Origin of the sequence: Paenibacillus barengoltzii G22, from assembly GCF_000403375.2 — a bacterium.
Taxonomy (GTDB): Bacteria; Bacillota; Bacilli; order Paenibacillales; family Paenibacillaceae; genus Fontibacillus; species Fontibacillus barengoltzii.
The window spans coordinates 685,125-711,845 of sequence record NZ_KE159653.1 but is presented as its reverse complement, the minus strand read 5'-3'; the positions used below and the strand labels follow the sequence as shown (position 1 = coordinate 711,845).

Annotated in this window: 23 protein-coding genes; 21 read left to right on the top strand and 2 right to left on the bottom strand. The window is 51.3% G+C overall.

Translation table 11 applies throughout. The features are described 5' to 3' along the window. Nucleotides 1–119 precede the first annotated feature (119 nt). From C812_RS11610 to C812_RS11575, 8 genes are all read left to right on the top strand, one after another. On the top strand, nucleotides 120–1,238 hold the full coding sequence (locus tag C812_RS11610) for an IS110 family RNA-guided transposase (protein ID WP_016310904.1): 1,119 nt from the start codon (nucleotides 120–122) through the stop codon (nucleotides 1,236–1,238). Nucleotides 1,239–2,172: 934 nt separating this feature from the next. Next, entirely contained in the window at nucleotides 2,173–2,667 is a 495-nt protein-coding gene (locus tag C812_RS11605) for a phosphatidylglycerophosphatase A family protein (protein WP_016312847.1), read from the top strand. A gap of 251 nt (nucleotides 2,668–2,918) precedes the next feature. Then, nucleotides 2,919–3,107: a hypothetical protein gene (locus C812_RS11600; protein WP_009226742.1), complete on the top strand. Its 189-nt coding sequence runs from the start codon at nucleotides 2,919–2,921 to the stop codon at nucleotides 3,105–3,107. Between the two features lie 123 nt (nucleotides 3,108–3,230). After that, nucleotides 3,231–4,124, top strand: a complete 894-nt coding sequence (gene accD, locus C812_RS11595) for an acetyl-CoA carboxylase, carboxyltransferase subunit beta (RefSeq protein WP_016312845.1) — start codon at nucleotides 3,231–3,233, stop codon at nucleotides 4,122–4,124. Continuing rightward, the gene (locus C812_RS11590; protein WP_016312844.1) at nucleotides 4,125–5,225 is read left to right on the top strand and encodes an acetyl-CoA carboxylase carboxyltransferase subunit alpha; all 1,101 of its coding nucleotides are present in this window, start codon (nucleotides 4,125–4,127) and stop codon (nucleotides 5,223–5,225) included. 248 nt (nucleotides 5,226–5,473) lie between these two features. Next, on the top strand, nucleotides 5,474–6,895 hold the full coding sequence (pyk, locus tag C812_RS11585) for a pyruvate kinase (protein ID WP_016312843.1): 1,422 nt from the start codon (nucleotides 5,474–5,476) through the stop codon (nucleotides 6,893–6,895). Between the two features lie 135 nt (nucleotides 6,896–7,030). Next, complete coding sequence (locus tag C812_RS11580) at nucleotides 7,031–7,450, top strand: acyl-CoA thioesterase (RefSeq protein WP_036625113.1); 420 nt, start codon at nucleotides 7,031–7,033, stop codon at nucleotides 7,448–7,450. 66 nt (nucleotides 7,451–7,516) lie between these two features. Next, on the top strand, nucleotides 7,517–7,909 hold the full coding sequence (locus C812_RS11575; RefSeq protein WP_016312841.1) for an FxsA family protein: 393 nt from the start codon (nucleotides 7,517–7,519) through the stop codon (nucleotides 7,907–7,909). 91 nt (nucleotides 7,910–8,000) lie between these two features. On the opposite strand, the gene ytvI is transcribed toward C812_RS11575, so the two are convergent. Further along, complete coding sequence (gene ytvI, locus C812_RS11570) at nucleotides 8,001–9,119, bottom strand: sporulation integral membrane protein YtvI (protein ID WP_016312840.1); 1,119 nt, start codon at nucleotides 9,117–9,119, stop codon at nucleotides 8,001–8,003. Nucleotides 9,120–9,472: 353 nt separating this feature from the next. Between ytvI and citZ the strand changes: the two genes are divergently transcribed. The 3 genes from citZ (at nucleotide 9,473) to C812_RS11555 (ending at nucleotide 12,574) form a co-directional block, all read left to right on the top strand. Beyond that, on the top strand, nucleotides 9,473–10,585 hold the full coding sequence (citZ, locus tag C812_RS11565; RefSeq protein WP_016312839.1) for a citrate synthase: 1,113 nt from the start codon (nucleotides 9,473–9,475) through the stop codon (nucleotides 10,583–10,585). Nucleotides 10,586–10,673: 88 nt separating this feature from the next. Then, nucleotides 10,674–11,969 (top strand): NADP-dependent isocitrate dehydrogenase, encoded by a 1,296-nt coding sequence (gene icd, locus C812_RS11560; protein ID WP_016312838.1) that lies wholly within the window; start codon nucleotides 10,674–10,676, stop codon nucleotides 11,967–11,969. A gap of 179 nt (nucleotides 11,970–12,148) precedes the next feature. Then, entirely contained in the window at nucleotides 12,149–12,574 is a 426-nt protein-coding gene (locus tag C812_RS11555; RefSeq protein WP_016312837.1) for a hypothetical protein, read from the top strand. Between the two features lie 80 nt (nucleotides 12,575–12,654). Here the strand turns inward: C812_RS11555 and C812_RS11550 are convergent, their stop codons facing one another. Further along, entirely contained in the window at nucleotides 12,655–13,008 is a 354-nt protein-coding gene (locus C812_RS11550) for a helix-turn-helix domain-containing protein (protein ID WP_009226752.1), read from the bottom strand. 164 nt (nucleotides 13,009–13,172) lie between these two features. On the opposite strand from C812_RS11550, the gene C812_RS11545 reads away from it, so the two are divergent. The 10 genes from C812_RS11545 (at nucleotide 13,173) to polA (ending at nucleotide 26,691) form a co-directional block, all read left to right on the top strand. Then, entirely contained in the window at nucleotides 13,173–14,063 is an 891-nt protein-coding gene (locus tag C812_RS11545; protein ID WP_016312836.1) for a glycosyltransferase family 2 protein, read from the top strand. A gap of 99 nt (nucleotides 14,064–14,162) precedes the next feature. Next, nucleotides 14,163–15,032 carry an SDR family oxidoreductase gene (locus tag C812_RS11540; RefSeq protein ID WP_016312835.1) on the top strand — a complete coding sequence of 290 codons (870 nt, stop codon included), beginning with the start codon at nucleotides 14,163–14,165 and terminating at the stop codon, nucleotides 15,030–15,032. Nucleotides 15,033–15,335: 303 nt separating this feature from the next. Next, on the top strand, nucleotides 15,336–16,889 hold the full coding sequence (locus C812_RS11535) for a fumarate hydratase (RefSeq protein ID WP_016312834.1): 1,554 nt from the start codon (nucleotides 15,336–15,338) through the stop codon (nucleotides 16,887–16,889). A 2-nt stretch (nucleotides 16,890–16,891) separates the two neighbouring features. Beyond that, on the top strand, nucleotides 16,892–18,688 hold the full coding sequence (gene pnpS / locus C812_RS11530; RefSeq protein ID WP_016312833.1) for a two-component system histidine kinase PnpS: 1,797 nt from the start codon (nucleotides 16,892–16,894) through the stop codon (nucleotides 18,686–18,688). 123 nt (nucleotides 18,689–18,811) lie between these two features. Further along, nucleotides 18,812–19,956, top strand: a protein-coding gene (locus C812_RS11520) for an IS3 family transposase (protein ID WP_157274712.1) whose coding sequence is annotated in 2 segments (ribosomal slippage) — nucleotides 18,812–19,085 and nucleotides 19,085–19,956 — 1,146 coding nt in all. Because the reading frame shifts where the segments join, the coding sequence is not laid out codon by codon here. Between the two features lie 171 nt (nucleotides 19,957–20,127). Beyond that, nucleotides 20,128–20,853: a response regulator transcription factor gene (locus C812_RS11515; protein ID WP_016312832.1), complete on the top strand. Its 726-nt coding sequence runs from the start codon at nucleotides 20,128–20,130 to the stop codon at nucleotides 20,851–20,853. A gap of 120 nt (nucleotides 20,854–20,973) precedes the next feature. Beyond that, nucleotides 20,974–22,200 (top strand): methyl-accepting chemotaxis protein, encoded by a 1,227-nt coding sequence (locus C812_RS11510; protein ID WP_016312831.1) that lies wholly within the window; start codon nucleotides 20,974–20,976, stop codon nucleotides 22,198–22,200. 240 nt (nucleotides 22,201–22,440) lie between these two features. Further along, nucleotides 22,441–23,196: a phosphate ABC transporter ATP-binding protein PstB gene (gene pstB, locus C812_RS11505; protein ID WP_016312830.1), complete on the top strand. Its 756-nt coding sequence runs from the start codon at nucleotides 22,441–22,443 to the stop codon at nucleotides 23,194–23,196. A gap of 18 nt (nucleotides 23,197–23,214) precedes the next feature. Then, nucleotides 23,215–23,874, top strand: a complete 660-nt coding sequence (phoU, locus tag C812_RS11500) for a phosphate signaling complex protein PhoU (RefSeq protein WP_016312829.1) — start codon at nucleotides 23,215–23,217, stop codon at nucleotides 23,872–23,874. A 156-nt stretch (nucleotides 23,875–24,030) separates the two neighbouring features. Next, the gene (gene polA, locus C812_RS11495) at nucleotides 24,031–26,691 is read left to right on the top strand and encodes a DNA polymerase I (protein WP_016312828.1); all 2,661 of its coding nucleotides are present in this window, start codon (nucleotides 24,031–24,033) and stop codon (nucleotides 26,689–26,691) included. Nucleotides 26,692–26,721 lie beyond the last annotated feature (30 nt).

Here is a 26,721-nt window from a genome sequence, read left to right as displayed (position 1 = left end):
CTAGCTAAGATGAACGTAAAACAAAGACAGCCCTCCAAATTGCTACATCTCGTAGGTTAAAATGGATAGTGATTAACCCAAACCATTTCAGAGCTACATAGCAAAGGAGAGCTGATACTATGCAGTCTACCACAAAATTCGTCGGTTTAGATGTATCCAAAGAAAAAATTTCGGTTGCGATTGCAGATGTGAGCGGGGAAGCTCCACGCTATTACGGAACCATTCCCCACACACCGGCAGCGTTACGCAAGCTTATCAAAGAGCTGGGAGCGGCCGAAACGCTATCGTTTTGCTACGAGGCAGGACCCACAGGTTACGAAACCTATCGCTGGATCACCTCCATGGGGGCCCACTGTGTCGTCATTGCTCCATCGCTCATTCCCAAACGCCCCGGCGACCAAGTGAAAACAGATCGACGGGATGCCGAGCAACTCGCGCGTTTGTATCGTGCAGGAGAGCTCGCTCCCGTTTACGTCCCCGAACGGGAAGATGAGGCTCTACGGGAATTGGTTCGCGCCCGTGAAGCTGCCAAGGAAGATGCCCACCGGGCTCGTCAGCGGGTCTTGAAGTTCTTGCTCCGTCACCAGATAGAGCCACCGGCCACAATCAAGCGTCGCTGGACGAAGAAGTATCGCGTCTGGCTGGGGCAACTGGTATTCCCGTACGAGCCCATGCAGGTGGCCTTCGATGAGATGCTTCATGCTTTGAATGAGATCGAGCAGCGCATGGGTCGCCTAGAAAAAGCACTGGTAGAGCAAGCGGCGACCGGCTCCAAGGCTTCGCTAATTCAAGTTCTTCAGTCCTTACGCGGGATTGGATTGCTCACAGCCATCACCCTTGCGGCTGAAATCGGAACCTTTGCGCGTTTTCGCTCCCCAGCCCAACTGATGGCGTACTTGGGACTGGTCCCTCGTGAGTATTCCACGGGCCTAAGTACTCGTCGAGGCAGCATGACCAAAGCCGGAAACGGCCGCTTGCGCCGGACTTTAGTGGAGTCCGCTTGGAGTTACCGTCATCGTCCTGCCGTGAAGGGCGATCTCGCCAAACGACTAGATGGCATGCCGGCCGACGTACAACTGTTGTCCTGGAAGGCCCAAGAAAGACTGCATTCCAAATACCGCCATCTTGTGTTTGGAAAGAACAAACACAAGAATGTGGCCGTCGGTGCGGTGGCCAGGGAACTGATTGGGTTTGTATGGGCTGTTGCCCGAACCGTGGAACAGCCCGCCGCATCCTAACAGCTTTTCGATGATGAAGGACGCAGGGGACCTTGCCCCCTGCACCCCCACACTCGCCGTGTGGCGTTCCTCATCTTCGATGAGGAATTGCAAAAGTGTTGATTTGTAACTACCCGCTTGTCAAGGAAGACGCTTGACAAGCTCACGCCTGAGCACGAGGCCCGGGAGCAAACGAAGGTTTGGGAGAGAAATTGCGTTGTCCGTTTGCACTAAGTTTCGGAAGGGACTGAACGTGCGTTTCTAGCTTGCAAAAGCTCTCCTTGACGAAGGCATAACATGTGGTAACCAACCCACGGATAGCAGCGTGCCGACCGTCGCTCGCATTTTTGCTCTCGCGCCACGTGCTCAGGCAAGGTTTAAACTGAGGGCTTGACAAAAACGTTCATAGCAACGGACTCCAGTGCCGTTATTCCAACGTTTACAAGAAGGTTGGCAAAGTAACGGACCTGAGCGACCTTATTTCATCGCATAGTGCCTGAAATCACCAGTTGGGTGCCAAATAACGGCCGTAGTGTCCGTTACATCGGGAAATATGCGGGAAATGGGCAAATAGCGTCGCTGAGGTCCGTTAGCGCTGGCATGCTTCGGGTAGGTCGGGACAAGTTTTAACGAACATTTTTGGAGGGTGGTGCATACACTTAGGAACACACGAATGACCAAGAATCGATCATGAAATGAATTCCGGCATCGTCAACGAGCGGGGTTATCTACGGTCGACGGTAACCATCATCAGCACCAGCCAACATCTGCAACACCAACTCTACATCGGCGCTAGCCAACGTCTGTACCAGTTTAACAGCAGCACCAGCCGAGTTTCGTTCCTGGAGTTACGAAGGCGACCACTAAATGGACACCACCCCGCAGTGTGACGACAACCCTATCGCGACAATTACCGGCAGCGGCGGTTGCGCCGGGATCAAGGGAGGAAGATACGATGACATACGAATTGGCGAAAGCGCAACTGCTGCGCCGTGGAGTGAAGCTGGAGGATATCGCTCAAATTGTGTATTCGCTGCAAACGGCGTATCATGCGGATCTGACGCTGGACCAATGCTTGGAAAGCGTTAAAGCCGTGCTGCAGAAGAGAGAGGTTCAATACACCCTGTTTACGGGAATTGCACTCGACGAACTGGCTGAACAGAAGCGGCTTCCCGAACCGCTGCAGGAGATCCTGGAGGCCGACGAACCGCTGTATGGGGTGGATGAAACGATGGCGCTGGGCATCACGAGTGTGTTTGGAATGATTGGCCTGACGAGCTTCGGCTATTTGGACAAGGTCAAACCGGAGATCATTGGGAAGCTGAACAATCGCGGCGAACGCATTCATGTGTTTCTTGACGATTTAGTCGCCGGACTTGCCGCAGCGGCATCTGCGCGGATCGCCCATAAACATGAACAGGCCACGATCTACCCGTCGAGCTCCTCTTGAAACGAACTAGAGCCGCTTGTCATTGGACGAGATTCCTTCTCAACCAATGCCCTAGTCCCAGTTCCGCTGATAACATCTTTCAGAGAAAGCCTGCTGTCCCTTTGAACCTAGCGCCGGGCTCTGCGGCAAAATCCGTTGCCATGACCCGCTTTCTGCGCGGGTTTCCTTTTGTTGCGGGATTTTTGAAAATTATGTTATCATTACTCTATTATACGGGCTCAAAGATTAGGTTAGGGGGCTTTGAAAAGGGCATGTGGACTGTTATGTATATTGCGCCTACCGCGAAAGTCGCGGATATGATCAAGACGAAACTCACCGAAGAAGGCTTCCTTGTCCAAACACGTCCTGTTAATTTATCCAAACAGCAATACGAGATTTTAGTTCCTTCCGGGGAACTAGAAGAAGTGCAAGAAGTGTTGAATTCGATTTTGCATCCTTAGCAAAGGGATTCGAGATTCCTAGTGCAGATGAGGCCTAGTAGTGCGGGTTCATATAGGGTCATCTGGGTTTTTATAGACTTTGTGGAACTGCTACGATAAATAAACGGCTGAAGAGGTGTAGTTGTGTTCAAAGATTTGTTTCAGAAGAAGAGGAAGTACGCGACCATTCCCTCAGGACGAACCGGCAATGAAGAGGGCACGCCGCAGGCAGATCGCCCTAAACGCGAAATTCCGGAAGGCCTGATGAATAAATGCGGCCGTTGCGGTGCGATTCAGTACAGCAAAGAACTGGAGAAGAATTTGATGGTGTGCCCTTCCTGCGGACACCATATGCGGCTGAACGCTCTGGATCGGATTCGCTATACCTTTGATGAAGGCAGCTTCACGGAGTACGATGCTGACCTGATCTCGGTCGATCCGCTGAAGTTCCCGGGGTATGCCAGCAAGCTGGAGCAGCAGGCTTTGAAATCGGGACTACGCGAAGCGGTCGTGACCGGCGAGGGGACCATCCATGGCTATCCTGCTGTGGCAGCCGTGATGAGCTTTGACTTCTTCACCGGGAGTATGGGATCGGTTGTAGGGGAGAAAATTACGCGTGCCATCGAGAAGGCCATCGAAAAACGTCTGCCGATGATCATTTTCTCCACATCGGGCGGAGCGCGGATGCAAGAGAGTATCCTCAGTTTGATGCAGATGGCTAAGACGAGCGCCGCGTTGGCCCGACTAAGCGAACATGGTGGTTTATATATCTCAGTCATTACAGACCCGACGACGGGTGGTGTATCGGCTAGTTTTGCCATGCTTGGCGACATTATTGTGGCCGAGCCCGGGGCCGTATTTGGTTTTGCCGGAAGAATTGTCATCGAGCAGACGATTCGCCAGAAGCTTCCGGACGATTTCCAGACGGCGGAATTTAACCTGCAGCATGGTCAGGTCGATCTTGTCGTGAACCGCAAGGATATGAAATCGACGCTGGCGAAATTGCTAGAATTGCACGGCGTGAAGGGAGGAGTATAAATGGCTGGTGAATTGCCTTTTGAGACGCCTCTTGTGAAGTTGCGTGAGAAGATTTCCGAACTGGAGCAATTTGGCAAAGAGAAGGGAATCGATTTTACCGAAGAAATCGCGCGCTTGGAAGAGCGTTACCGGCAGCTGGAGGAAGAGATCTACAGCAACATTTCTCCCTCCCAAAAGATGCATCTGGCCCGCCATCATCAGCGCCCGACATCGCTGGATATGATCGGCTTGATCTTTGAAGATTTTATTGAACTTCACGGGGACCGGTTGTTTGGGGATGATTTGGCTGTTGTTGGCGGTCTCGCGAAGCTGGGCGGCGTGCCGGTCACGGTGATCGGGCAGCAGCGGGGTAAGGATACGAAGGATAATATCGCCCGCTTCTTCGGCAGCGCGCATCCTGAGGGCTTCCGCAAGGCGCTGCGGTTGATGCAGCAGGCGGACAAGTTCCGTCGGCCGATCATTACGTTTATCGATACGAAGGGGGCCTATCCGGGAATTACGGCGGAGGAGCGCGGACAATCGGAAGCGATCGCACGGAATCTGCGTGAGATGTCGATGCTGCGGGTACCGGTCATCTGCGTGGTACTCGGAGAAGGCGGAAGCGGAGGTGCGCTTGCCCTTGGTGTAGGCAACCGCGTGTTGATGCTGGAAAATGCCATTTACTCCGTCATTTCGCCAAACGGGGCGGCCTCGATCCTTTGGAAGGATGCCTCCAAGGCCGATCAGGCGGCGGAAGCGATGAAGATCACCGCTCAAGATCTGCTTGAGATGGGCGTTATTGAAGAGATTGTTCCCGAACCGCGCGGCGGCGCACACCGGGATTATGATTCGACAGCTGCCTCGATCAAAGAGGCGTTGTTGCGTCATCTGGAAGAATTGTCCGACCTGAACTCGGATGAGCTGGTGGAGGACCGTTATCGGAAATTCCGCAAAATCGGCGAGTTTCAGGTAGCAGGCAAGGCAGGAGAGCCGAAGGCGCAAGGAACTGTGGCACCGGAAACGGTGGCTGAAGTCGCGGGCCTCCCTGAGGATGAGACGTCTTCCGAAGCGTCAAGCGAACCGGAAGCAGCTTCGCAGGTCCAAACTGCCAAGCCAAGTTAAAGTTTCACAGCGATAACCTTACGGGGGAACCTATGGGACCTCCGGTAAGGTTATTTTCGCTGTTCTCGGGAAATACTGGAGGTTTAGACGCCGAAAAACCCTATTGCTTAGCCAAGTCGCTAGGCGCATAATCATGGATAGTTCGTTACAATATGATAAACTTCCTATACAAATCGACAAAACTGTAGTAAATTTAGTTGTTGGAAAAGATTATATAGAGAGAACTATTTTAAACGGAGGAAACCCAAATGCGCAAAACAAAAATCGTATGTACTATCGGTCCTTCTAGTGAATCGTTAGAAAACATCAAGAAGCTGATCATGGCCGGAATGAACGTCGCTCGCTTGAACTTCTCCCACGGTGATTTCGAAGAGCATGGGAACCGGATCAAGAACATTCGTCAAGCGAGTGCGGAGCTGGGGAAATCGATCGCCATACTGTTGGACACCAAAGGTCCTGAAATCCGTACCGGTAAATTGAAAGAAGAGCCTATCGAGCTGGTACAGGATGAATTCATCACCTTGACGACCGAAGAAATTCTCGGCGACAAGAACCGAATCTCCATCACGTACAAAGATCTTCCTGGAGATGTGGAAGTCGGTTCGACGATTCTGATCGACGACGGTTTGATTGGTTTGACAGTCGTTGACATTCAAGGAACGGAAATCAAGTGCCGCATCGTCAATGGCGGAACGATCAAGAGCAAAAAAGGCGTTAACGTACCCGGCGTAAACATTTCCTTGCCAGGCATCACCGAGAAAGACGCTAACGACATTAAGTTCGGGATCGAGCAAGGCATCGATTTTATTGCTGCTTCCTTCGTTCGTAAAGCGAGCGACGTGCTTGAAATTCGTCAACTGCTGGAACAACACAACGCAACTCATATTCAAATCATCTCTAAAATCGAAAACCAACAAGGTGTTGACAACCTTGATGAAATCCTCGAAGTATCTGACGGCCTGATGGTTGCCCGCGGTGACCTCGGCGTAGAAATTCCTGCAGAAGATGTACCGCTTGTGCAAAAACGGATGATCGAGAAATGTAACCGTGTGGGCAAACCGGTTATCACGGCTACACAAATGCTCGACTCCATGCAACGCAACCCAAGACCTACGCGTGCAGAAGCCAGCGACGTAGCTAACGCAATTTTTGACGGTACGGACGCGATTATGCTCTCCGGCGAAACGGCTGCCGGGAAATATCCGGTGGAATCGGTACTGACGATGTCTCGCATCGCAGAGAAAGCCGAATCCGCTTTGGAATATCGTGAAATCTTCGTTAAACAAAGCAATGCCCAACAAACAACCGTTACCGAAGCGATCAGCCAAGCGGTTGCCAACTCGGCGCTGGAGTTGAATGCGAAAGCGATCATTACTTCGACGGAAACCGGTTATACAGCACGGATGGTCTCCAAATATCGTCCGAAGGCACCAATCATCGCTGTGACGACGGAAGATCAAACGCTGCGCCGCCTGGCTCTGAACTGGGGCGTAACGCCGGTGAAAGGTGATATCGCCAGCACGACGGACGAAATGTTCGACAAAGCGATGAAGGGCGGCCTGGATTCCGGACTGGTCAAAGAAGGCGACCTCGTTGTCATTACGGCTGGGGTACCGCTCGGACGTTCCGGATCCACGAATCTGGTGAAAATCGGGCAAATCCGCAAGTAGCTTAAGGTTCATATACATCGACTTCAAGTCACAAAGAAAGCAATGGGGCCCGCTGAGGGACCATTGCTTTTTTTGCCGCTGAACGGGAACGGAGCCTGCGGCAGCATCACGGAAATCAGGAAGGAGCGGAGAAGGGTGTACGTATGCGAATTGACCATTGAGCCGAAATATTCGGAGTTTGACATGATGGGGATCATTTACCATGCGCGTTATATCGAGTGGTTCGAGCAGGGAAGGCTGCAGCTGAGCCGGAATCTCGGCTTTGATTATTTCGACATGGAGCAGGCGGGGTATATCTCGCCCGTTCACGAAATGAACGTGGAATATAAACGCGGGATCCGGTACGGGGATACGGTCCTGCTTAAGACCCGGGTCATCGAGAACAACGGGGTCAAAACGGCCTACGGATATGAGGTGTATAACGGGGAAGGCACGTTGTGCGTCGAGGGTTCTTCTTCGCATTATGTCGTTCGCCGCGAGGATTTCAGACCGGTGCAGTTCAAGAAGGTGTTTCCGGAATGGTATGCGGCGTTGGAGGAAGCCCGAAAACCGTAAAATTTTGATTATGTGACGCGGAGGCGGTAAAATACAAGTACAGGAATGTGATAAAGGAGTCCTGATATGCGTAAATGGATAGCCGCTCTCATCGTGTTGATTCCGATTGTTGAGTTTTGGGGGTATATGTACGTCGGCGAGAAGCTGGGCGTTGGGAAGACGATATTTTTGACGCTGGCGACTTCGGTCATCGGCGGGTTGATGATGCAATTTGAAGGACGTAAGGTGCTCGCGGATGCCCAAGCTCAGATGAGCGGCGGCCAACTTCCGGGACGAATGGTCCTAGATGGCTTATGCGTATTTGCCGGCGGGATTCTGCTGCTGATCCCTGGCTTCATTACCGATATCATTGGGTTTACGATGGTGTTTCCGCTGACGCGTATTCTCTATCGGATCCCGCTGATGAAATGGGTCAGCAAGAAGATCAAGGACGGAACGATTACGTATTTCCGCCGTTAACTCTGGTGGCAGGCAGCCCCTAAACAAGTCAAGAAAGGCATCTCGTCTCGGAGGGACGGGATGCCTTTTTTTTTCAAGCGTGAAGCTAATTCTATCTCAATCGACCATGCAAAATATAGTTCCGCAAATCCCGGACAACACCTGCACGGACGGCAGCACCCAGGATGACCAGCGTCACCGGACCGATGATCAGTCCCAATGCGCCAAACAGCTTGAGCCCAACAAACATGGCGATCAGCGTGGGCAGGGGATCAAGTCCTACGCTGCTGGCCAGGACCTTTGGTTCAATGAGCTGACGGGCCAGCAGGATGACGCCGTACAAGACGGCCAGTCCAATCCCCAGCGTGTCGTGACCGGTGGCAAAGGCGTAGATGAGCCAAGGAATCATCACTGTACCGACACCGAGATAGGGCAACAGGTCGACAAGGCCGATCAGCAGGGCGTAGGTGAAGGCGGAATCAACGCCGAGAATAAGCAAGCCGATGAGAACGATCAGTGCGGTGATCGAAATCATGATAAATTGCGCGCGCAGATAACCCGATAACGCCCGCTGAAGGTCGCGCCAGATGGCGCCTACGGTTTTGCGGAACGGCGCAGGGACCGAGGCGGCCAGAAATCGCATATCCCGCTCCCAATGATTGCTGATAAAAAAAGTAGCCAGCAGGATCACTCCAAGAATCACCCCTAAATTCGGGAGAGAAGAGAGCAGGTTGACGATCGTTTCCAGCACGTGATTAATGAGATGGGAGACAAACGATCCGAACTTTTCGGCGGTATTGTCGATGTTTTTGTGGATCGTATTTTCATAGCCAGGGTTATCCGCAATAAACCGGTTGATTTCAGTAATGATCGACTGAATGCCTTCGCTTTGCGTCCATGAGATCAGCAGATTTCTCCACTCCGCGATTCGATGATCAAAGGATTCGGCGAAATGGATGAGCTCCTTGACCAGCCGTGTTAAGGCCGCGGACACAATGATTCCTGCACTGCCTACATAAATGAACAATGAGAGGGTCACAGCCAGCCATTTTGGCACTTGCAAGTGTCTTTGGAGCCACAGGACCAACGGATTCATCGCGTAGGCGATCAGCCAGGCGATCAAAAATGGATAAACGAGCGGGAGCAGCCAGTAGACCGCCAGGACAGAGACGATGAGGACAACGCATATCCAGCTGCCGCGCAGCACGCGCTTGACAATCACGTGATCCAAGTGGCATCTCCCCTTTTTCCCAAAAAACCTGTCCTAGTTCAACTCTATGATTTGTCCACCCCGGATATTCCGCTATGCACATTTTTTGGAATATGTGATATAATTCATTGCACAACTGCAATCGTTTACAAAATTTCTTTATTGTTGTGATAAAATCATTTAATGTACCCGGTGGTGTCGAAGCGGTTCCCATGTTTTCGGAAATCCAGTATGATGAAGAAGTAAGCGGTGGAGCTCTATTAATGCATTTATAAGCCCGTTATTGGTTAACTTCGAAAATTTAAAACTTTCAATTTTGAGAGTGTTTCATGGGCTTGTTTGCTCACAAAATGTTAACAAAGGAGAGATGAATCATGACAGCTACGAAAGGCCTGGAAGGCATTGTTGCGGCAACCTCTTCGATCAGCTCCATACATGATGGCGTTCTCGCTTATCGTGGTATCAATATCGACGAATTGGCGGAACGTGCGAGTTTTGAAGAAACAGCTTATTTGTTGTGGTACGGTAAATTGCCTAATCAAGCCGAATTGGACCGCCTGCGGCAGCAATTCAGCGATTATGCCGAAGTTCCTGAAGCGGTGCTAGAACAGATGAAGCTGTATCCGCAGACTGCTAACACGATGGCAGTGCTTCGTACTGCCGTATCGGCTCTTGCTTTGTATGATGAGAACGCCAATGACAACTCCCGCGAAAGCAACCAATTAAAGGCGATTAAGCTGCAAACTCAAATTCCAACTCTGATTGCCGCGTTTGCCCGGATTCGGGAAGGCAAGGAGCCTGTGGCTCCGCTCAAGAACGTATCGATCGCGCACAACTTCCTGTATATGCTGACGGGCGAAGAACCGGATCCGATTGCCGTTCGCGCCTTAGATCAAGCGTTGGTGCTGCATGCCGACCACGAGTTGAATGCTTCGACGTTCTCTGCACGGGTCACGATCGCAACGCTGTCTGATATTTACTCCGGAGTAACCTCCGCGATTGGCACCTTGAAGGGACCGTTGCACGGCGGTGCCAATGAAGCGGTAATGATTATGCTGGCCGAGATCGGGACGCTCGATCAAGCGGAGCCGTATATTCTGAAGAAGCTGGCCAATAAGGAGAAAATTATGGGCTTTGGCCACCGGGTATACAAAAACGGCGATCCGCGGGCAAAACACCTGCAAAATATGTCCCGCCAGTTGAGTATTCTGAAGGGCGATAGCACATTGTACGATATTTCTGTCAAAGTGGAACAGTTGGTTACTTCGCAAAAAGGGCTGAAGCCAAACGTTGACTTCTACTCTGCTTCCGTCTATACGATGTTGGGCATTCCGCGTGACCTGTTTACGCCGATTTTTGCCATCAGCCGCTTGTCCGGTTGGACAGCTCATATTCTGGAGCAGTTGGAAGATAACCGTCTGATCCGTCCTCGTGCGGAATATACCGGTGCGACCAATCAGAAATACATTCCTATCGAACTAAGATAAACCGCAATACGGGAGCTCCAAGGAACATTGTGGTAAAATGGAGACCGTGAGATGCAGCAAACAGACTTGAAGGAGGAAAACGTAAAAAATGTTGAAACTCGAAAAGTTTGATCTTCCTACTGAAGGCGAGAAAATTACAATTCAGAATGGGAAGCTCCAAGTGCCGAACAACCCGATCATTCCGTTTATTGAGGGCGACGGGACTGGCCGTGATATTTGGAAAGCTTCGAAACGTGTACTCGACGCCGCCGTGGAGAAAGCCTACGGCGGTGAGAAGAAAATCGCTTGGTATGAAGTGTTCGCCGGCGAGAAGGCCTTCAATACATACGGGGAGTGGCTGCCAGCAGATACGCTGACGGCGATCCGTGAGTATATCGTGGCCATTAAAGGACCGTTGACAACGCCGATCGGCGGCGGTATCCGCTCGCTGAACGTAGCGCTCCGTCAGGAGCTGGACCTGTACGTCTGCCTCCGTCCGGTCCGTTACTTCCAAGGCGTGCCGTCTCCGGTGAAGCATCCTGAGCTCGTGGACATGGTGATTTTCCGGGAGAACACCGAGGATATCTATGCCGGCATCGAGTATAAAGAAGGCTCCGAGGAAGTGAAGAAAGTACTGGCCTTCCTGCAAAACGAAATGGGCGTGAAGAAGATCCGCTTCCCGGAAACGTCCGGTATCGGGATCAAGCCGGTTTCGGAAGAAGGTTCGAAGCGTCTCGTCCGTGCAGCGGTTGAATATGCAATCAAGCACGGCCGTAAGAGCGTGACTCTGGTGCATAAAGGCAACATCATGAAGTTTACGGAAGGCGCGTTTAAGAATTGGGGTTATGAAGTAGCGGAAGCTGAATTCGGCGATAAAGTGTTTACTTGGGCTGAATACGACCGGATTAAGGAGCAGTCCGGTGTGGATGCAGCGAACCAAGCACAGAAGGCGGCAGAAGCCGAAGGCAAGATTATCGTGAAAGATGCCATTGCCGATATTGCGCTTCAACAAGTATTAACGCGGCCGACGGATTTTGACGTCATCGCTACGCTCAATCTGAACGGCGACTACTTGTCCGATGCCTTGGCTGCACAAGTTGGCGGTATCGGTATCGCGCCAGGCGCTAACATTAACTATGTCACCGGCCACGCGATCTTCGAAGCCACCCACGGTACAGCTCCGAAATATGCCGATCTCGACGTGGTAAACCCGGGCTCCGTCATTCTGTCCGGCGTCATGATGTTGGAGCATCTGGGCTGGCAAGAAGCTGCGGATTTGATCTATAAAGGCTTGGAAATTTCGATTAACAACAAAACGGTGACCTACGACTTTGCCCGCTTGATGGACGGAGCAACGGAAGTGAAATGCTCCGAGTTTGCTGATCATGTCATCAAAAACATGTAATCGTTCATTTTAAGCTACAGCAGGACAATCTCCGTTGAAGTAAGCCCTCCCTAGCGTTTGGCAGGGAGGGCTTTTTTACCTTGTAATTCAGCAATTTCTTTGGTTACCATTCTTTGTTTCCATCCATAAAGAAAATAGATTATAATAAATGTAATTGACACGAAAGGACGGTTACGTTCATGTACCAAGTTATGTTATTCCTACATATTGTCGGCGCATTGGCGCTTGGCTTCTATCTGGTTCTGCCGTTTGTACTCGGCCGGATCGGCAAATTATCGCTGGCAGCCCAGGAGGGTACGGTATCAGCAGTGATCTCTTTGAACCGATACGCTCAAATCGGGCTGATCATCCAATTGTTGACGGGCGGTTATTTGATTGGACAAGGCGATTATTCCGTCGCATGGATGATCGTGATCGTGATCTTGTATTTAGCGATCGGTGCATTTAGCGGAATTATGGGCAAGCCGCTGCGTTTAGCGCTGGATGGCATTCGCAAGAATCAAACGGTGACGGCAGAGGAAGGGAAGCTTCGTACATTAAGCGCTCTGCTCTCTGTGACGGTGTTGCTCATTTCGTTCTTTATGGTGTTCAGCACCATCATTTAATGGATCAAAAAAAGACCTGCCGGTATATTTACCGTCAGGTCTTTTTGTTGAACGCTGTTTAAACAGCGTTGGCGCTAAGTTCAGGAAGGACTTTGATTCGCCTTTTTCAACTCGTCCAAATGGGTGAACATTAATTTTAAAATATCGAGCGCCAGTTGCTTCTCTTTCGTAGAACGGTTCATGACGATCTGTTGGATCTGATCCAAGAAATGATCGTCACTAATCTCAATCGAATCGTGGAGCAAATAATCAACGGTAACACCCAATTGATTCGCCAATTTCACCAGCGTTTCCAGGGATAGACTACGTTCTCCCCGTTCGATTTGCCCTATGTATGCGTCCGAAACTTCAATGCGTTCGGCGAGTTTTTCCTGGGTCAAGTGCATTTTATGCCGTTCTTGACGCAGCCTTTTCCCCAATGCCTCGTAATCCATATTACCCCTCCTGTATTTACCTTAAGTTAGAACCTGTTGGAAAGATAATAAACTACAGGTTTTGTTTGTATTTACTGAAAGTACGAATTGGGTTATTATGGAATTACAGGATTTACTAAATTATATCCTATTATTTATTCTTACTAAATATAAGGAGATCATGTATGTCTTCCTCATCAACATCAGTATCAATTATTATCGCAGTCAAGAATAATGGAATCGATTTGTACACGACGATGGAATCTTTGAAAGTGTCGCAGACGACCTTGCCGTATGAAGTGATCATCGTTGATGAAGGTTCGATTGACGGGTGCTGTGATTTCTTGATGAACTATCGGTTTGATCAGCCGTTTCAACGGATCAAGGGGGAGCCCGGAACATCGGCGCGTAATCTCGGTGCAGCGCATGCTAGGGGGGATTATCTGATCTTCAGCGGCTCTCATTTATATTATGATGACGGATGGATGGAGCGGCTGTTGGAGCCGCTTATGCAGGGACAAGCCGATGCCGTATCCCCGGCTTTTGAGAAGAGTGAACGTTCCACCGTCCCGGCCAGCAAGGAGGTCGGAGGGATGATTGGCTTGTTGCGCCGCTACCCGATCCAGCGTGCAGATCAGAACCTGGACATCCCGTGGTTGTCTTGGGAATGCTTTGCCGTCGGGCGTGGTACGTTTCGCGAGATGGAGGGGCTGGTGGACGGCTTTTTCGGCAAGGATGTGGAGACGGCGGAATTTTCCTTGAGGCTCTGGTTGCAGGGGAGAACCTGCCAGATTGTCCCGGATGTGACGTTAATGCAAGTCTTCCGTCAGAATTTCCCCTATGACAATAGCCGGGAAATGTGGGGTGTGGATCTACTGACCCTTGCGAACTTACATTTTGGGGATGAACTGACTTCGGTTTGTAGGGAACAGGTGAATCAGGCGTTTGGCGAAGAGTTGTTGGAAGCAGCACAGCTCAGCCCACTGGCATTAGCTCGGAAGGAGAAATTTGCTTCCCTGCGGAAGCACGATGCAGCATGGTTGTTTGAACGATTCGGGGTCCATTGGAAATCATAGACGGATAAGCTGGGGATGTCAGGCTATCCTAAGAGGTGAGTGAGTGGACAGGTACGTTCGTACCGAGGTTCACCAATTACCGTAAAGGAGGATGCAGCAATGGCAGGTAATGGACAAGCGAAGCAAACCTTGCCGCCTCAGCATCAAAACCATCAGCCAGGTATCGAATCCGAGATGCACCCGCGTCCAGAATATGAAGGGAACTACAAGGCAGCAGGCAAGCTAAAGGGCAAAGTGGCGTTGATCACCGGAGGTGACAGCGGTATTGGCCGGGCGGTGGCGGTAGCTTACGCTAAAGAGGGTGCCGATGTGGCCATCGTTTACTTAAATGAACACGAGGATGCGAACGTGACTCGACAGGAAGTCGAACAAGAAGGACGCAAATGCCTGTTGATCGCCGGTGATATCGGCGACGAAGCATTTGCCGAGAAGGCGGTACAACAGACGGTACAGGAGCTCGGAAACTTGGACATCCTGGTGAACAATGCGGCTGAGCAGCATCCGCAGCCAGACATTACAGCCATTTCGGCGGCACAACTGGAGAAGACATTCCGGACGAACATCTTTTCCATGTTTTATTTGACGAAGGCAGCGATGCCGCATTTACGCAAGGGCAGCTCAATTATTAATACGGCATCGGTAACGGCTTATAAAGGCAACCCGCAGCTGATTGACTACTCCGCCACGAAAGGGGCAATTGTCAGCTTCACGCGGGCGTTATCGATGAACGTTGTTGGAAGCAAAGGCATCCGGGTGAATGCTGTTGCCCCGGGACCGATCTGGACGCCCCTCATCCCGTCTACCTTCGATGCGAAGCAAGTATCCGAATTTGGTGGAACAACGCCAATGCAACGGCCTGGTCAACCGGAGGAGTTGGCTCCGGCTTACGTCTTCTTGGCTTCGGATGATTCTTCGTATATGAGCGGCCAGGTGCTGCATATCAACGGCGGTGAGATTGTCAACGGCTAGCCTTCAGGCTAAGATTCTGAGATTGGATCAATTCATGTAATCGAACCCTCAGGAAATTCGGCACAGGACCGAACAGCTTGAGGGTTCTATCCGTTTTTTTCGCAGAATCAGCCCTTTATAGAAATTGTTCAGTGATAAATCTCACTGAATTCGGAGCTGATTTTGGACAGAAATCGTCAACCGAATCGAGTTCTTATGTTATTATGAATCTAAAGAATGCGATATGTTAACGACATCATGGGATGAATCATATTTTGCGCCAAAGGTACTAACAAGATGGCAGGGAGAGGGGATTCTTGGATCATGCACCAGTTTGAAGAAAGCGTATACGAATTGATTGTGGAAGCTTCAACGAAATTGCCGGGCGACGTTCGTCGTGCAGTGAATCGGGGCCGTGCCTTAGAAAACCGGGCGACACGGGCCGGGTTGGCCATGTCAACCATTGCGCAGAACATTCGGATGGCAGAGGAGCAAGTTTCACCGATCTGCCAAGATACCGGGATGCTCACGTTTATGATTCACACGCCGGTAGGGGCGAATCAAATTGAAATGAAGAAGGCGATTCACGCTGCGGTGAAGCGTGCCACGGAAGAAGGTAAGCTGCGTTCCAATTCGGTGGATTCACTCACCGGAGCGAACAGTGGAGACAATTTGGGTCCGGGGACGCCGGTCATTCATTTCGAGCAATGGGAACAGGATTCGATTGACATCCGGCTGATTTTAAAAGGCGGCGGGTGCGAAAATAAAAATATCCAGTACAGCCTTCCAACCGAGTTAGAGGGACTGGGCCGAGCCGGACGTGACCTTGACGGTATTCGTAAATGCATCCTGCATGCCGTGTACCAAGCGCAGGGGCAAGGATGCAGCGCAGGATTCCTTGGCGTGGGCATCGGCGGCGATCGGACGACAGGATACGAGCTCGCTAAACAGCAATTGTTCCGCCCGCTGGATGACGTGAATCCTAATCCGGATTTGGACCGACTTGAAAAATATATTATGGAAACCGCCAACCAGTTGGGGATTGGAACGATGGGCTTTGGCGGAGAGGTTACCCTGCTGGGCTGCAAAGTCGGGGCGATAAATCGGCTTCCGGCAAGTTTCTTTGTCTCCGTTGCTTATAACTGCTGGGCGTTCCGCCGTCAGGGCGTGGAGATTGATCCAGCAACCGGCGCAATTCGGGAATGGCTTTATGAACGTGGCAGCGAGGTGCCGGTTGAGGACGAATTTGAGTCGGTTGCAACTGAAGCCGCTGCGGAAGGGACACCTGCGCCAGCCAGCCGAGAAGTAGTGCTGCAAACCCCGGTAACGGAAGAGCAAATCCGCAGCCTGCGGGTGGGAGATGTAGTCATCATCAATGGGGAAATGCACACTGGTCGGGATGCGCTGCACAAATACTTAATGGATCATGACGCTCCGCTGGATTTGAACGGTGCGGTCATTTATCACTGTGGACCAGTTATGCTAAAAGACGAGGAAGGATGGCACGTGAAGGCGGCTGGACCAACGACCAGTATTCGCGAAGAACCGTATCAAGGGGATATCATGAAGAAGTTTGGCATTCGCGCCGTAATCGGTAAGGGCGGCATGGGGCCGAAGACGCTGGCTGCCTTGAAAGAGCATGGCGGCGTGTATTTGAACGCGATTGGCGGGGCAGCACAGTACTATGCGGAATGTATCAAGAAGGTCAACGGCGTTGATTTCTTGGAATTTGGTGTTCCGGAAGCGATGTGGCACCTGGAGGTCGAAGGTTTTGCAGCGATCGTGACGATGGATTCGCACGGGGACAGCTTGCATGAAGGCGTGGAAAAGGATTCGTTGGCGAAGCTCGCCGCATTTAAGGATCCGGTGTTTAAATAACCATGAAAACCTTTCGCTCGCGCCTAACCCTCATCCTGATGATTTTGCTGGGCATTTCCATGTTGGCCGCCGGACTAACGATGGCCCAGATGTTTAAGAATATGCACATTCGTGCGCTAGAAGAAAATATGGCCCGGGAAATTAATTTGCTGGAAGCTACTGTGGATTTCGTTCCCGCCCAAGGGAATCCCGAGGCTGAGGCTTACTACGAACGTCAAGCGAAGAAATTCGAAGAGCTGACCGGTTCCCGGGTCACGTTCATCACCCTGGACGGGAACGTTATTGGTGATTCGGAATCCGACCCGGAGCATATGGATAACCATGCCCATCGTCAGGAGATTGAATCTGCAGCAGGCGGGAACGTCGGGAGTGCAATTCGGTACAGCGATACGATTGGCCAAAATATGCTGTATGTCGCTCAACGCGTGACCGCCGGCGGATTTGACGGTTATATTCGGCTTTCGATGAGTTTGGCTGAGGTGGAGGAAGGGCTTGCCCAAGCTTGGATGTGGCTTTTTGGCGCGTTGCTTGTTTTATTCCTCATCGCGGGGCTGGTGAGCTATCGAGTGGCTTCGGGATTAACAAGGCCGCTGGTGCAAATTACTCGCGTAGCTCACCGGATTTCCCGTTTTGATTACGACGCTAGAGTGAAATTGGCTCGGAAGGACGAAATCGGTCAGCTGGGCATGGCGATTAACGGAATGGCGGACAGCCTTCAGCAGCAGCTTAAGCTGATCCGAGATAACGAGGATTTGATGCAAAGCGTCCTCGCCAATATGACCGGAGGTATTCTTATGGTCGATGCCACTGAGCATGTCGCCTTGATTAACCGGAAAGCAGAACGCATCCTCCATACGAAGGGCGAGATGGTATTGGGCAAACCGTATCAGGAGCTTAAGCGAAATTACGAATTCGTGAAATTTATGGAGGAAGGCATCGCCCGGAAGGAAGCGGTACAGGAAGAACGTAATGTCTATGATCCCGAAGAGAAAATTTTGCATTTCGACGGGGTGCCGATGTTTGAGGATAATGGCAACTATCGCGGCATGTTGTTCCTGGTGCAGGATGTTACCGAAATTCGTAAGCTGGAACGGATGCGCAGCGAATTCGTAGCCAACGTGTCCCACGAATTGAAGACACCTATTGCCGCGGTCAAGGGCTTTGCCGAGACGCTGCTTGCCGGCGGGGTGAAGGACGAGGAAACCACCCGTTCTTTTCTGCAGATCATCTATGACGAAGGCGACCGGCTGAACCGGCTGATTGGCGACCTGCTGGAACTGTCCAAAATCGAATCGAAGCGAGTACCGCTGGAGTACGCGCCTGTGCAGTTGAGCGAGCTGTTTGACAGCTTGTATGAGGTGCTTCTCCCGGCTGCGGAGAAGAAGTCGATCTCGATGTCGCATGACGTGCCCGAGCATTTGTTTATCGAAGCGGACGAAGACCGGCTGCGGCAAATCTTCATGAATTTGCTGTCCAATGCGATCAGCTATTCCCTGGAAGGCGGGAAAGTGCGAGTATCCGCTAGCATCATAGGCGAAGGCGGGGACGAGGAGAAGGTGCGTATTCTCGTCAGCGATACGGGGATTGGCATTCCGAAGAAGGATTTGCCGCGAATCTTTGAACGGTTCTACCGGGTGGACAAAGCTAGATCTCGCAGCTCCGGCGGGACAGGACTTGGTTTGTCCATCGTCAAGCACCTTGTCGATCTGCACCGCGGCAGCATCCGCGTGGAGAGCAAGGTAGGCGAAGGGACAACGTTTATTCTGGAGCTGCCTCTGATGCATTCTTTGGATGATTAAGAACGATCCGGGGACCATAAAATAAAGGAACTGACCCCATAGTGTGAGACAAATTAAAAACACCTTCAAGAGAATGCAACCATGTCGTATGATATGGGAGACAACCTTGGAGGTGTTTTTTCGTTGGCAACCCGAGTAAGCTACCCAAAAGAGATTAAGATGAAGGCTATTGAAATGAGAATGGCTGGTATCCCAGTGAAAGAAGTTATGGAGCAATTGAACATACGACATGATTCTCAAGTGAGAACATGGATGCGATGGTATCGTAACGGAGAAATACATCGGTTTGAGCAGCCTGTAGGTAAACAATATAGCTACGGCAAAGGACCGGAATATACGTCAGAATTAGAGAAAGTAAAGGCAGAGAATAGGTTTTTGAAACAGCAGCTAGATCTCCTAAAAAAGTACAACGAGATGGAAAGGGGGTATCCTCAAAGATTGTAGTGGAATGGATCAAATCGATCCAAGGAGAAGTTAGCGTGGCACAAGCCTGTGCCTGGGCGGGACTCTCTCGTGCTACCTACTATCGCTGGAAGGATAAGTATGGAAGCAGGGATGCCGATCCTGTGGTAGAGAAAATCCGCGAACTCTGTTTGCAGCATAAATTTCGTTATGGATACCGTAAAATCACCGCTCTACTTCGGAAAGAACAAGCGATTAACCATAAACGAGTGCAACGGATTATGCAGCGTGAAGAGCTGCAATGCCGTGTCAAAGTCAAGAAACGCAAACCTACAGGGCAGCCAGCCTATATAGCAGAACACTTGCTAAAACGCCAATTTGAGGCCGATCAACCTATGCAAAAACTCGTTACGGATATTACGTATTTACCGTTTGGAGGAAGAATGTTGTATCTATCAAGTATCCTAGACTTGTTTAACGGAGAAGTTGTGGCATACAGTATAGCTGACAAGCAGGACACTGCGTTCGTACTGGACACACTCCGTCAGCTGCCCAATCTACCAGGTACGATACTTCACAGCGATCAGGGGAGTGTCTACACTTCCCAGGCGTATCAGGAAGCTGTAAAGGAAAAGGGCATTACCATGAGCATGTCCCGCAAGGGAACGCCCGCTGATAATGCCCCCATCGAATCGTTTCATTCCACGCTAAAGTCTGAAACGTTCTATCTCGAAGGTTTAACGAGTACAACGACAGCAATCGTTGAACAGGTCGTTCGAGACTACATTACTTACTATAACTCAATTCGCATTCAAACAAAACTAAACAACCAGTCACCGATTGATTATCGACAACTGGCTGCTTAACTTGCAAGGTGTTTTTGATCCCTGTCTCACAAACGGGGGTCAGTTCCTAAAATGTAAACCGTTTTTTGTTGAACTTTACACTACGTTAACATTGCCGTGATATGCTGGGCTTGTCATTAAAGTGATATTGGTTCAGACATGAACTTGTACCGCTAACAAATGGAGGGTACTATGACTCAACGTCTATTGGTTATCGAAGATGAACCGACGTTATCCCGGCTTTTGTCTTACAACCTGACGAACGAAGGCTATGAAGTTATCGTAGAGGATCACGGGCAAACCGGTTACGAAACCGCACTTCGGCAGGATTTTGATCTGATCTTGCTTGATTTGATGTTGCCGGGCATGAACGGTTTCGAGATCATGACGAAGCTTCGCAGCGAGGGCGTGAAGACGCCAGTGATTATTCTGACCGCCAAAAATGCGGAGGAAGAGGTCGTCCAAGGCTTGAAATCCGGTGCTGACGATTATATCACGAAGCCCTTTGGCGTTGCGGAGCTGCTGGCTCGCGTTGCTGCTGTTCTCCGCCGTTCCACCGGCCAGGAAGAACGCGAGCAGCCAGCCAAGCAGGATACTTCCCATATCGTGCTGGGCCCCTTGGCGATCTACCCCGAGAAATACGAGGTGACGCTGAACGGGGAACCTATCACGCTGAGACCTAAGGAATTTGAGGTGCTGTTGTACTTGGCCCGCAAGCCCGGTGTGGTCATGACTCGAGACGATCTGATGAACGCCGTGTGGGGATTTGATTATATTGGAGGACAGCGGACGGTGGATGTGCACGTCAGCTCACTGCGCAAGAAGCTGGAGCTGGATCCGCAGTCTGTGCATATCGATTCCATTCGCGGTGTCGGCTATAAGCTGGTTGTCAATAAGAAGCAAGCGTCCATCATGTAACTTTGAGGGTGGACGTTCTTTTTTTTTTACATAGACCTAACATCCTAGGTGCAAAGACTTAATATTCTCCCTCTATGATTAGATTGAACGCAGTGTTTACATATGGGGGAGTGAAGCAGGTTGGTTAAACAGGCCATAGCAGTGCTGGAAAGCTCGACAGATAAAGAGACAAAGAGCGGGACAGCAAGCGGCGAAGCAGGCGAGATTCACCGTGCGGCATCGGTGAGGTATGAGGAACGCTCGAATGGAGGGCAGGCAGGAGCAGGCAGTAAAGTGATCACAACGGTGGAAGCCCGTTCTTTCTGTCGCAAAGTACCGGTTATTGGCCCGGAGGTTCCCTGTCGTCAGGTGATGGGGCAGTTTCAACGTCAGCCTGAGCTTCCGTGTATCGTGGTTTGTGATGATGATCACATACCTCTGGGGCTGTTGATGAGGGATCGGTTTTTTCGCCATATGGCGGGTCGGTTTGCTGCTGATCTCTTTTATGAAGTCGCAATATTTCAGTTTGCCGAGCAGCAACCTTTGATTTGCGAAGGTGATACGCCTGCTGGTGAACTGCTGGATCTGGCGTTGGGAAGGGAGGGAACCTCCTTCTACGATGGTCTGATCTTAACCGATCAAGGGAAATATTACGGAATCCTGACGATTCAGGATCTGATGCAGATGTCCCGGGAGCTGCAGCGGGAGGCGGATGAAGCGAGGCAGGCGGCGGTGCGTGACAGCCGGGACCGGATCGTAGAGATCGAATACTCGATGGGAGATGTGGCGGAATCGGCAAAACGAAGCTGGCAGGAATTAGAACAGATGAACGCATTATCGTTGGAGGGGCGGCAAGAGCTTGAAGCTGTCAAGGCGTCGTTTACCCGGGTGCTTGAGATGGCTCGTTTCCAAGAGAAGCAAATGGCCAAGCTGCTGGAGCAGATGCAGCAGATCTCATCAGTGGCGGATCATATCCGCCGCCTTGCGGACCAAAGCGGCATGCTTGCGATGAACGCCTCCATTGAAGCGGCACATGCCGGCGAGCACGGCCGCGGTTTTGCAGTCGTCGCCTCCGAGGTTCGTAAGCTAGCCTTGCAGACCAAGCGCTTCTCAGAGGAAATTAGCGAGACATTGGGGGCTGTAAATCACTTCATTCAGCAAACGGCTGCCACCGCCACTTCAACTGTGGAGGAGATGGCGGAGAGTCATGAGCGGGTTGTGAACGCGGACGGGACGTTCCAATCGCTGGTGGAGTCGGCTCGGGTGGCAGAGCAGCGCAGCCAGGAGATGTTTCGCTCATCCGAAATGGCGGCCGAGCGAACGCGAATTGTGCTCATGGAGCTGCAGCATTTAACATCACTTTCGTAAATTTTTACACTCCGTTTACAATGTAGCCCATGTCATTTTACATAAGTGCGATAGAATTCAATTGATTGACACAAGATAAATCGAGAATATGTGTACAGGAACTAAATCGATCAAGAACTAGCACGGGCTCGCGATTGGCGGGCACCGTGCTTCAAGTTTGCTGGCATTCCCCGGTCTGTAACCGCTTCTTCGAGACGTGGACCGGTGACATAGACGTATTTTTGGTGAAGGAGAGCTGCAATGAAACCGATCATCCGGATTCAAAAACTAAACCTATACTATGACCGATTCCATGCGTTAAAGGACGTTTCCCTGGATATTCCGGAAAAAGCCATCACCGCATTCATCGGCCCCTCCGGCTGCGGAAAATCGACGCTTCTCCGCACATTGAACCGGATGAATGATATGATTCCGGGCACGCGGATTGAAGGGGTTGTCCGAATTTCCGATACGGACATCTACAGTGATGATGTCGAGGTAGAGGCTTTACGCAAACAGGTAGGGATGGTGTTTCAGCAGCCCAATCCTTTTCCGAAATCGATTTATGACAATGTAGCTTACGGTCCAAGGTTACACGGCATCAAGAATAAAGCGGAGCTGGATGAAATCGTGGAACGCAGCCTTCGCCAGGCTGTACTGTGGGACGAGGTGAAGGATTTTCTGAAACGGTCGGCACTGAGTTTGTCTGGCGGGCAACAGCAGCGGCTTTGCATCGCTCGGGCGATCGCCGTGCAGCCGGATATTTTGCTTATGGATGAAGCCACTTCAGCGCTGGACCCGATCTCTACCCTCAAAATTGAGGAGCTGGTGCAGCAATTAAAAGATAACTATACGATTGTGATGGTCACTCATAACATGCACCAGGCGGCTCGCATCTCGGGGAAGACGGTCTTCTTCCTGAACGGAGAAATTGTGGAAGCGGATGATACGCAGAAGCTCTTCTCCACGCCGCAGGATCTACGCACTGAAGATTACATTTCCGGTCGTTTCGGATAACAAGGAGGCTGCAGCAAGATGATTCAAAGAAAGGAATTTGATCAGAATCTGGAGGATTTACGGCAGCTGCTGAGAAAGATGGGCGAGCATGTAGAAGCGGCGCTGACGGAGGCAATCCATGCCCTGCAGGCGCTGGACTCGGCCAAAGCGAAAACGATCATTGAACGCGATGTCGAGCTGAACAAAATGGAGGAGCAAGTGATGGACATCGGCTCGCGCCTGATCGTGACGCAGCAACCGGTGGCCAAGGACCTGCGGCGGATTATTGTAGCGTTTAAAATTTCCAGCGATTTGGAGCGGATGGGCGACTTGGCCATCGATGTCGCGAAGGTCACCCTGCGGCTGGAAGGCCAGAAATTAATCAAGCCGCTCATCGATATCCCGAAGATGTCCGAGCTGGTTGTTCTAATGGTACGAGAATCGCTGCAATCGTATTTGGATGAGAATACCGATCTGGCTTATAAGATGGCCAAGGATGATGACGAAGTGGATCACCTGTACAGCCAGATGATTCAAGAGTTGTACGGATATATGATCAATCACCCGGAATCCCTCCAGCAGGCGATGCTGCTGACGTTGGTAGGCCGATACATCGAGCGAATCGCCGACCATGCAACCAATATCGGGGAAAGTGCCGTTTACCTGGTGACCGGGCATCGTCCGGACCTGAATCAATAACTTTCAAGAGGAGTTTTACGTGCGTCCAACCGGTCGCAGCTTGCGAAATTACGCAGGCTGCGGCCGGTTTTTCTTTTCCAAGACCGGCTTTGGTGTTATCGAGATGGCCCCTGTGTTATCATAGGATAAGGTAGAATAATGTGGACGAGGTGTCGTATGGAAAAATTGATTCTTATAGATGGGAACAGCATCATTTACCGGGCATTTTTTGCGATGCCGCCGCTTACGAACTCCAACGGATTGCATACGAATGCCGTTTACGGTTTCACCAATATGCTGTTGCGTCTGATCCAGGAGGAACGCCCTACCCATATGTTGGTTGCCTTTGATGCGGGCAAGGTGACGTTCCGACATGAAGGGTATCAGGAGTATAAGGGTGGACGCGAGAAAACGCCGCCGGAGCTGTCCGAGCAATTTCCGCTGATGCGCGAGCTGCTGGAGAGCTTTGGCATCGCCTGGTTTGAACTGTCCGGTTACGAAGCGGACGACATTATCGGCACCTTGAGCAAACGAGCGGAAGAGGCTGGTCACGAAGTGCTGGTTGTGACCGGGGATAAGGATATGCTGCAAGTCGTCAGCGATCGGGTGAAAGTGGCGTTAACGCGCAAAGGTGTCAGTGAAGTTGAGCCTTACGGCCCGCAGCAAATCGAAGAGAAATATGGACTGAAGCCGCTGCAAATCATCGATTTGAAGGGGCTGATGGGAGATACGTCCGATAATATTCCGGGAGTACCGGGAATCGGCGAGAAGACGGCTTTGAAATTGCTGCATCAATACGGTTCCGTTGAGGAAGTGCTGGCCCATACCGACGAATTGAAGGGCAAGATGAAGGAAAATCTGGTGAATCACGCCGACGATGCCCGCATGAGCAAGCAGCTGGCAACCATTTTCCGCGAGGTTCCGATTGAACGCTCCTGGGAGGAAATGAAGTTTGACGGCATTCCGGAGGAATCCGCGGTGCCGATGCTGCGCAAGCTGGAGTTTAAGTCGCTGCTGGAGCGGATGAACTTTGCCGGCGGCGAGCATGCAAGCGGTGAAGGAGCTCGCGCGGAGCAGGTGGACATCCAGGTGACCACGGTGGACTTGGACAACCTTCAGGAGCTTACGGCCGATTTGCCAAACATCGAGGGAATCATCGTGGAGTCCCACGGGGAGAACCCGCATCAGGCCGAAATGATGGGGATGGTGCTGTCTACGGCCAGCCGTCATTATTACTTGCCTTTTGACGTGTTGCAAGCGGAGGAGGCGGCAGATGTACGTGCTTGGCTGGCGGACGATCAGGTGCCCAAGCGCGGGTATGATCTGCACCGGGCTGACTTGGTGCTGTTCTGGCATGGTGTAGCGTTTGCTGGAGCTGAGCACGACGTTCAGCTGGCGGCTTATTTGCTTGATCCGACGGAGAGTGATCAGACGATCAGCGGGCTGGCTGTGAAATACCAGCTGCCGCAGGTACCTGGAGACGACGAGGTGTATGGCAAAGGCGCGAAGTTCAAAGTGCCGGAGCAGGCAGTGTTAAGTCGTCATCTGGCCCGCAAGGCGGATGCATTGCTGCGGATCCTGCCTTTGCAACGTGAGGACTTGGCGAAATACGAGATGGAGAAATTATTTTATGAACTGGAAATGCCGCTGTCTCGGATTTTGGCCGATATGGAGAAGCAAGGGGTTGCCGTTAACAAGGAAGCCTTGAAAGAACTGGGTGTAGAATTTGAAGCCCAAATCCATAAATTGGTTGCGCGCATTTATGAAATCGCCGGCCAGGAGTTTAATATCAATTCCACGAAGCAATTAGGGGAAATTCTGTTCGATAAGCTGGGCCTGCCGGTCATCAAGAAGACGAAAACCGGCTACTCCACAGATGCGGAAGTGCTGGAGAAGCTGGCGCCTTATCATGAGATCGTGCAGTTTATTTTGGAATACCGCCAGTTGGCCAAGCTGCAATCGACCTATGTCGAGGGGCTGCTGAAGGAAATTTCACCGAAGACCGGCAAGGTGCATACGTATTTCCGGCAGACGATTGCCGCTACCGGCCGCTTGAGCAGCCAATATCCAAACCTGCAGAACATCCCGATTCGGTTGGAGGAAGGCCGCAAAATCCGTAAGGTATTTGTACCGTCTGAGGAAGGATGGTTTATTCTGTCCGCGGACTACTCGCAAATCGAGCTTCGGGTGTTAGCGCATATTTCCGGGGATCCGGGGCTGCAGGAAGCGTTCCTGCACGATATGGACATCCACACGAAGACGGCTATGGACGTGTTTGGCGTAGGCCCGGATCAGGTGGACGCCAATATGCGGCGCTCGGCGAAGGCAGTTAACTTTGGCATCGTCTATGGGATCAGCGACTACGGCCTGTCCCAGAACCTGAACATTACGCGGAAGGAAGCAGCTCGCTTTATTGAGCAATATTTTAATGCCTTCCAAGGGGTTCGACGTTACATGGATGAGATCGTGAAGACTGCGAAGCGTGATGGATATGTGAAAACGCTGCTTGAGCGTCGCCGTTATCTGCCGGAAATTAACGCCTCGAACTTCAATTTGCGTTCCTTCGCGGAACGGACGGCGATGAATACGCCAATTCAGGGGACAGCTGCGGATATCATCAAGTTGGCGATGGTACGCATGGACGAGGAACTGCATAAGCACGGATTAAAGAGCCGCATGCTCTTGCAGGTGCATGACGAATTGGTGTTCGAGGTGCCGCCGGAAGAGCTGGAACTTATGAGCAAGCTGGTTCCGGAAACGATGGGGAAAGCGTTAGAGCTCTCCGTACCATTAAAAGCGGAAGTATCGAGCGGATTAAATTGGTACGAAGCGAAGTAAGCTCCGCCACCCCCGACAACAACTTAGATT

Coding starts and splice junctions, on each gene's coding strand:
- C812_RS11555 (WP_016312837.1), top strand. CDS start 12,149: ATGTACCAAGTTATGTTATTCCTACATATTGTCGGCGCATTGGCGCTT.
- C812_RS11535 (WP_016312834.1), top strand. CDS start 15,336: ATGCACCAGTTTGAAGAAAGCGTATACGAATTGATTGTGGAAGCTTCA.
- C812_RS11575 (WP_016312841.1), top strand. CDS start 7,517: ATGCGTAAATGGATAGCCGCTCTCATCGTGTTGATTCCGATTGTTGAG.
- pnpS (WP_016312833.1), top strand. CDS start 16,892: ATGAAAACCTTTCGCTCGCGCCTAACCCTCATCCTGATGATTTTGCTG.
- C812_RS11515 (WP_016312832.1), top strand. CDS start 20,128: ATGACTCAACGTCTATTGGTTATCGAAGATGAACCGACGTTATCCCGG.
- C812_RS11550 (WP_009226752.1), bottom strand. CDS start 13,008: ATGGATTACGAGGCATTGGGGAAAAGGCTGCGTCAAGAACGGCATAAA.
- pstB (WP_016312830.1), top strand. CDS start 22,441: ATGAAACCGATCATCCGGATTCAAAAACTAAACCTATACTATGACCGA.
- C812_RS11590 (WP_016312844.1), top strand. CDS start 4,125: ATGGCTGGTGAATTGCCTTTTGAGACGCCTCTTGTGAAGTTGCGTGAG.
- polA (WP_016312828.1), top strand. CDS start 24,031: ATGGAAAAATTGATTCTTATAGATGGGAACAGCATCATTTACCGGGCA.
- C812_RS11600 (WP_009226742.1), top strand. CDS start 2,919: ATGTGGACTGTTATGTATATTGCGCCTACCGCGAAAGTCGCGGATATG.
- C812_RS11545 (WP_016312836.1), top strand. CDS start 13,173: ATGTCTTCCTCATCAACATCAGTATCAATTATTATCGCAGTCAAGAAT.
- C812_RS11610 (WP_016310904.1), top strand. CDS start 120: ATGCAGTCTACCACAAAATTCGTCGGTTTAGATGTATCCAAAGAAAAA.
- phoU (WP_016312829.1), top strand. CDS start 23,215: ATGATTCAAAGAAAGGAATTTGATCAGAATCTGGAGGATTTACGGCAG.
- pyk (WP_016312843.1), top strand. CDS start 5,474: ATGCGCAAAACAAAAATCGTATGTACTATCGGTCCTTCTAGTGAATCG.
- citZ (WP_016312839.1), top strand. CDS start 9,473: ATGACAGCTACGAAAGGCCTGGAAGGCATTGTTGCGGCAACCTCTTCG.
- icd (WP_016312838.1), top strand. CDS start 10,674: ATGTTGAAACTCGAAAAGTTTGATCTTCCTACTGAAGGCGAGAAAATT.
- C812_RS11540 (WP_016312835.1), top strand. CDS start 14,163: ATGGCAGGTAATGGACAAGCGAAGCAAACCTTGCCGCCTCAGCATCAA.
- C812_RS11605 (WP_016312847.1), top strand. CDS start 2,173: ATGACATACGAATTGGCGAAAGCGCAACTGCTGCGCCGTGGAGTGAAG.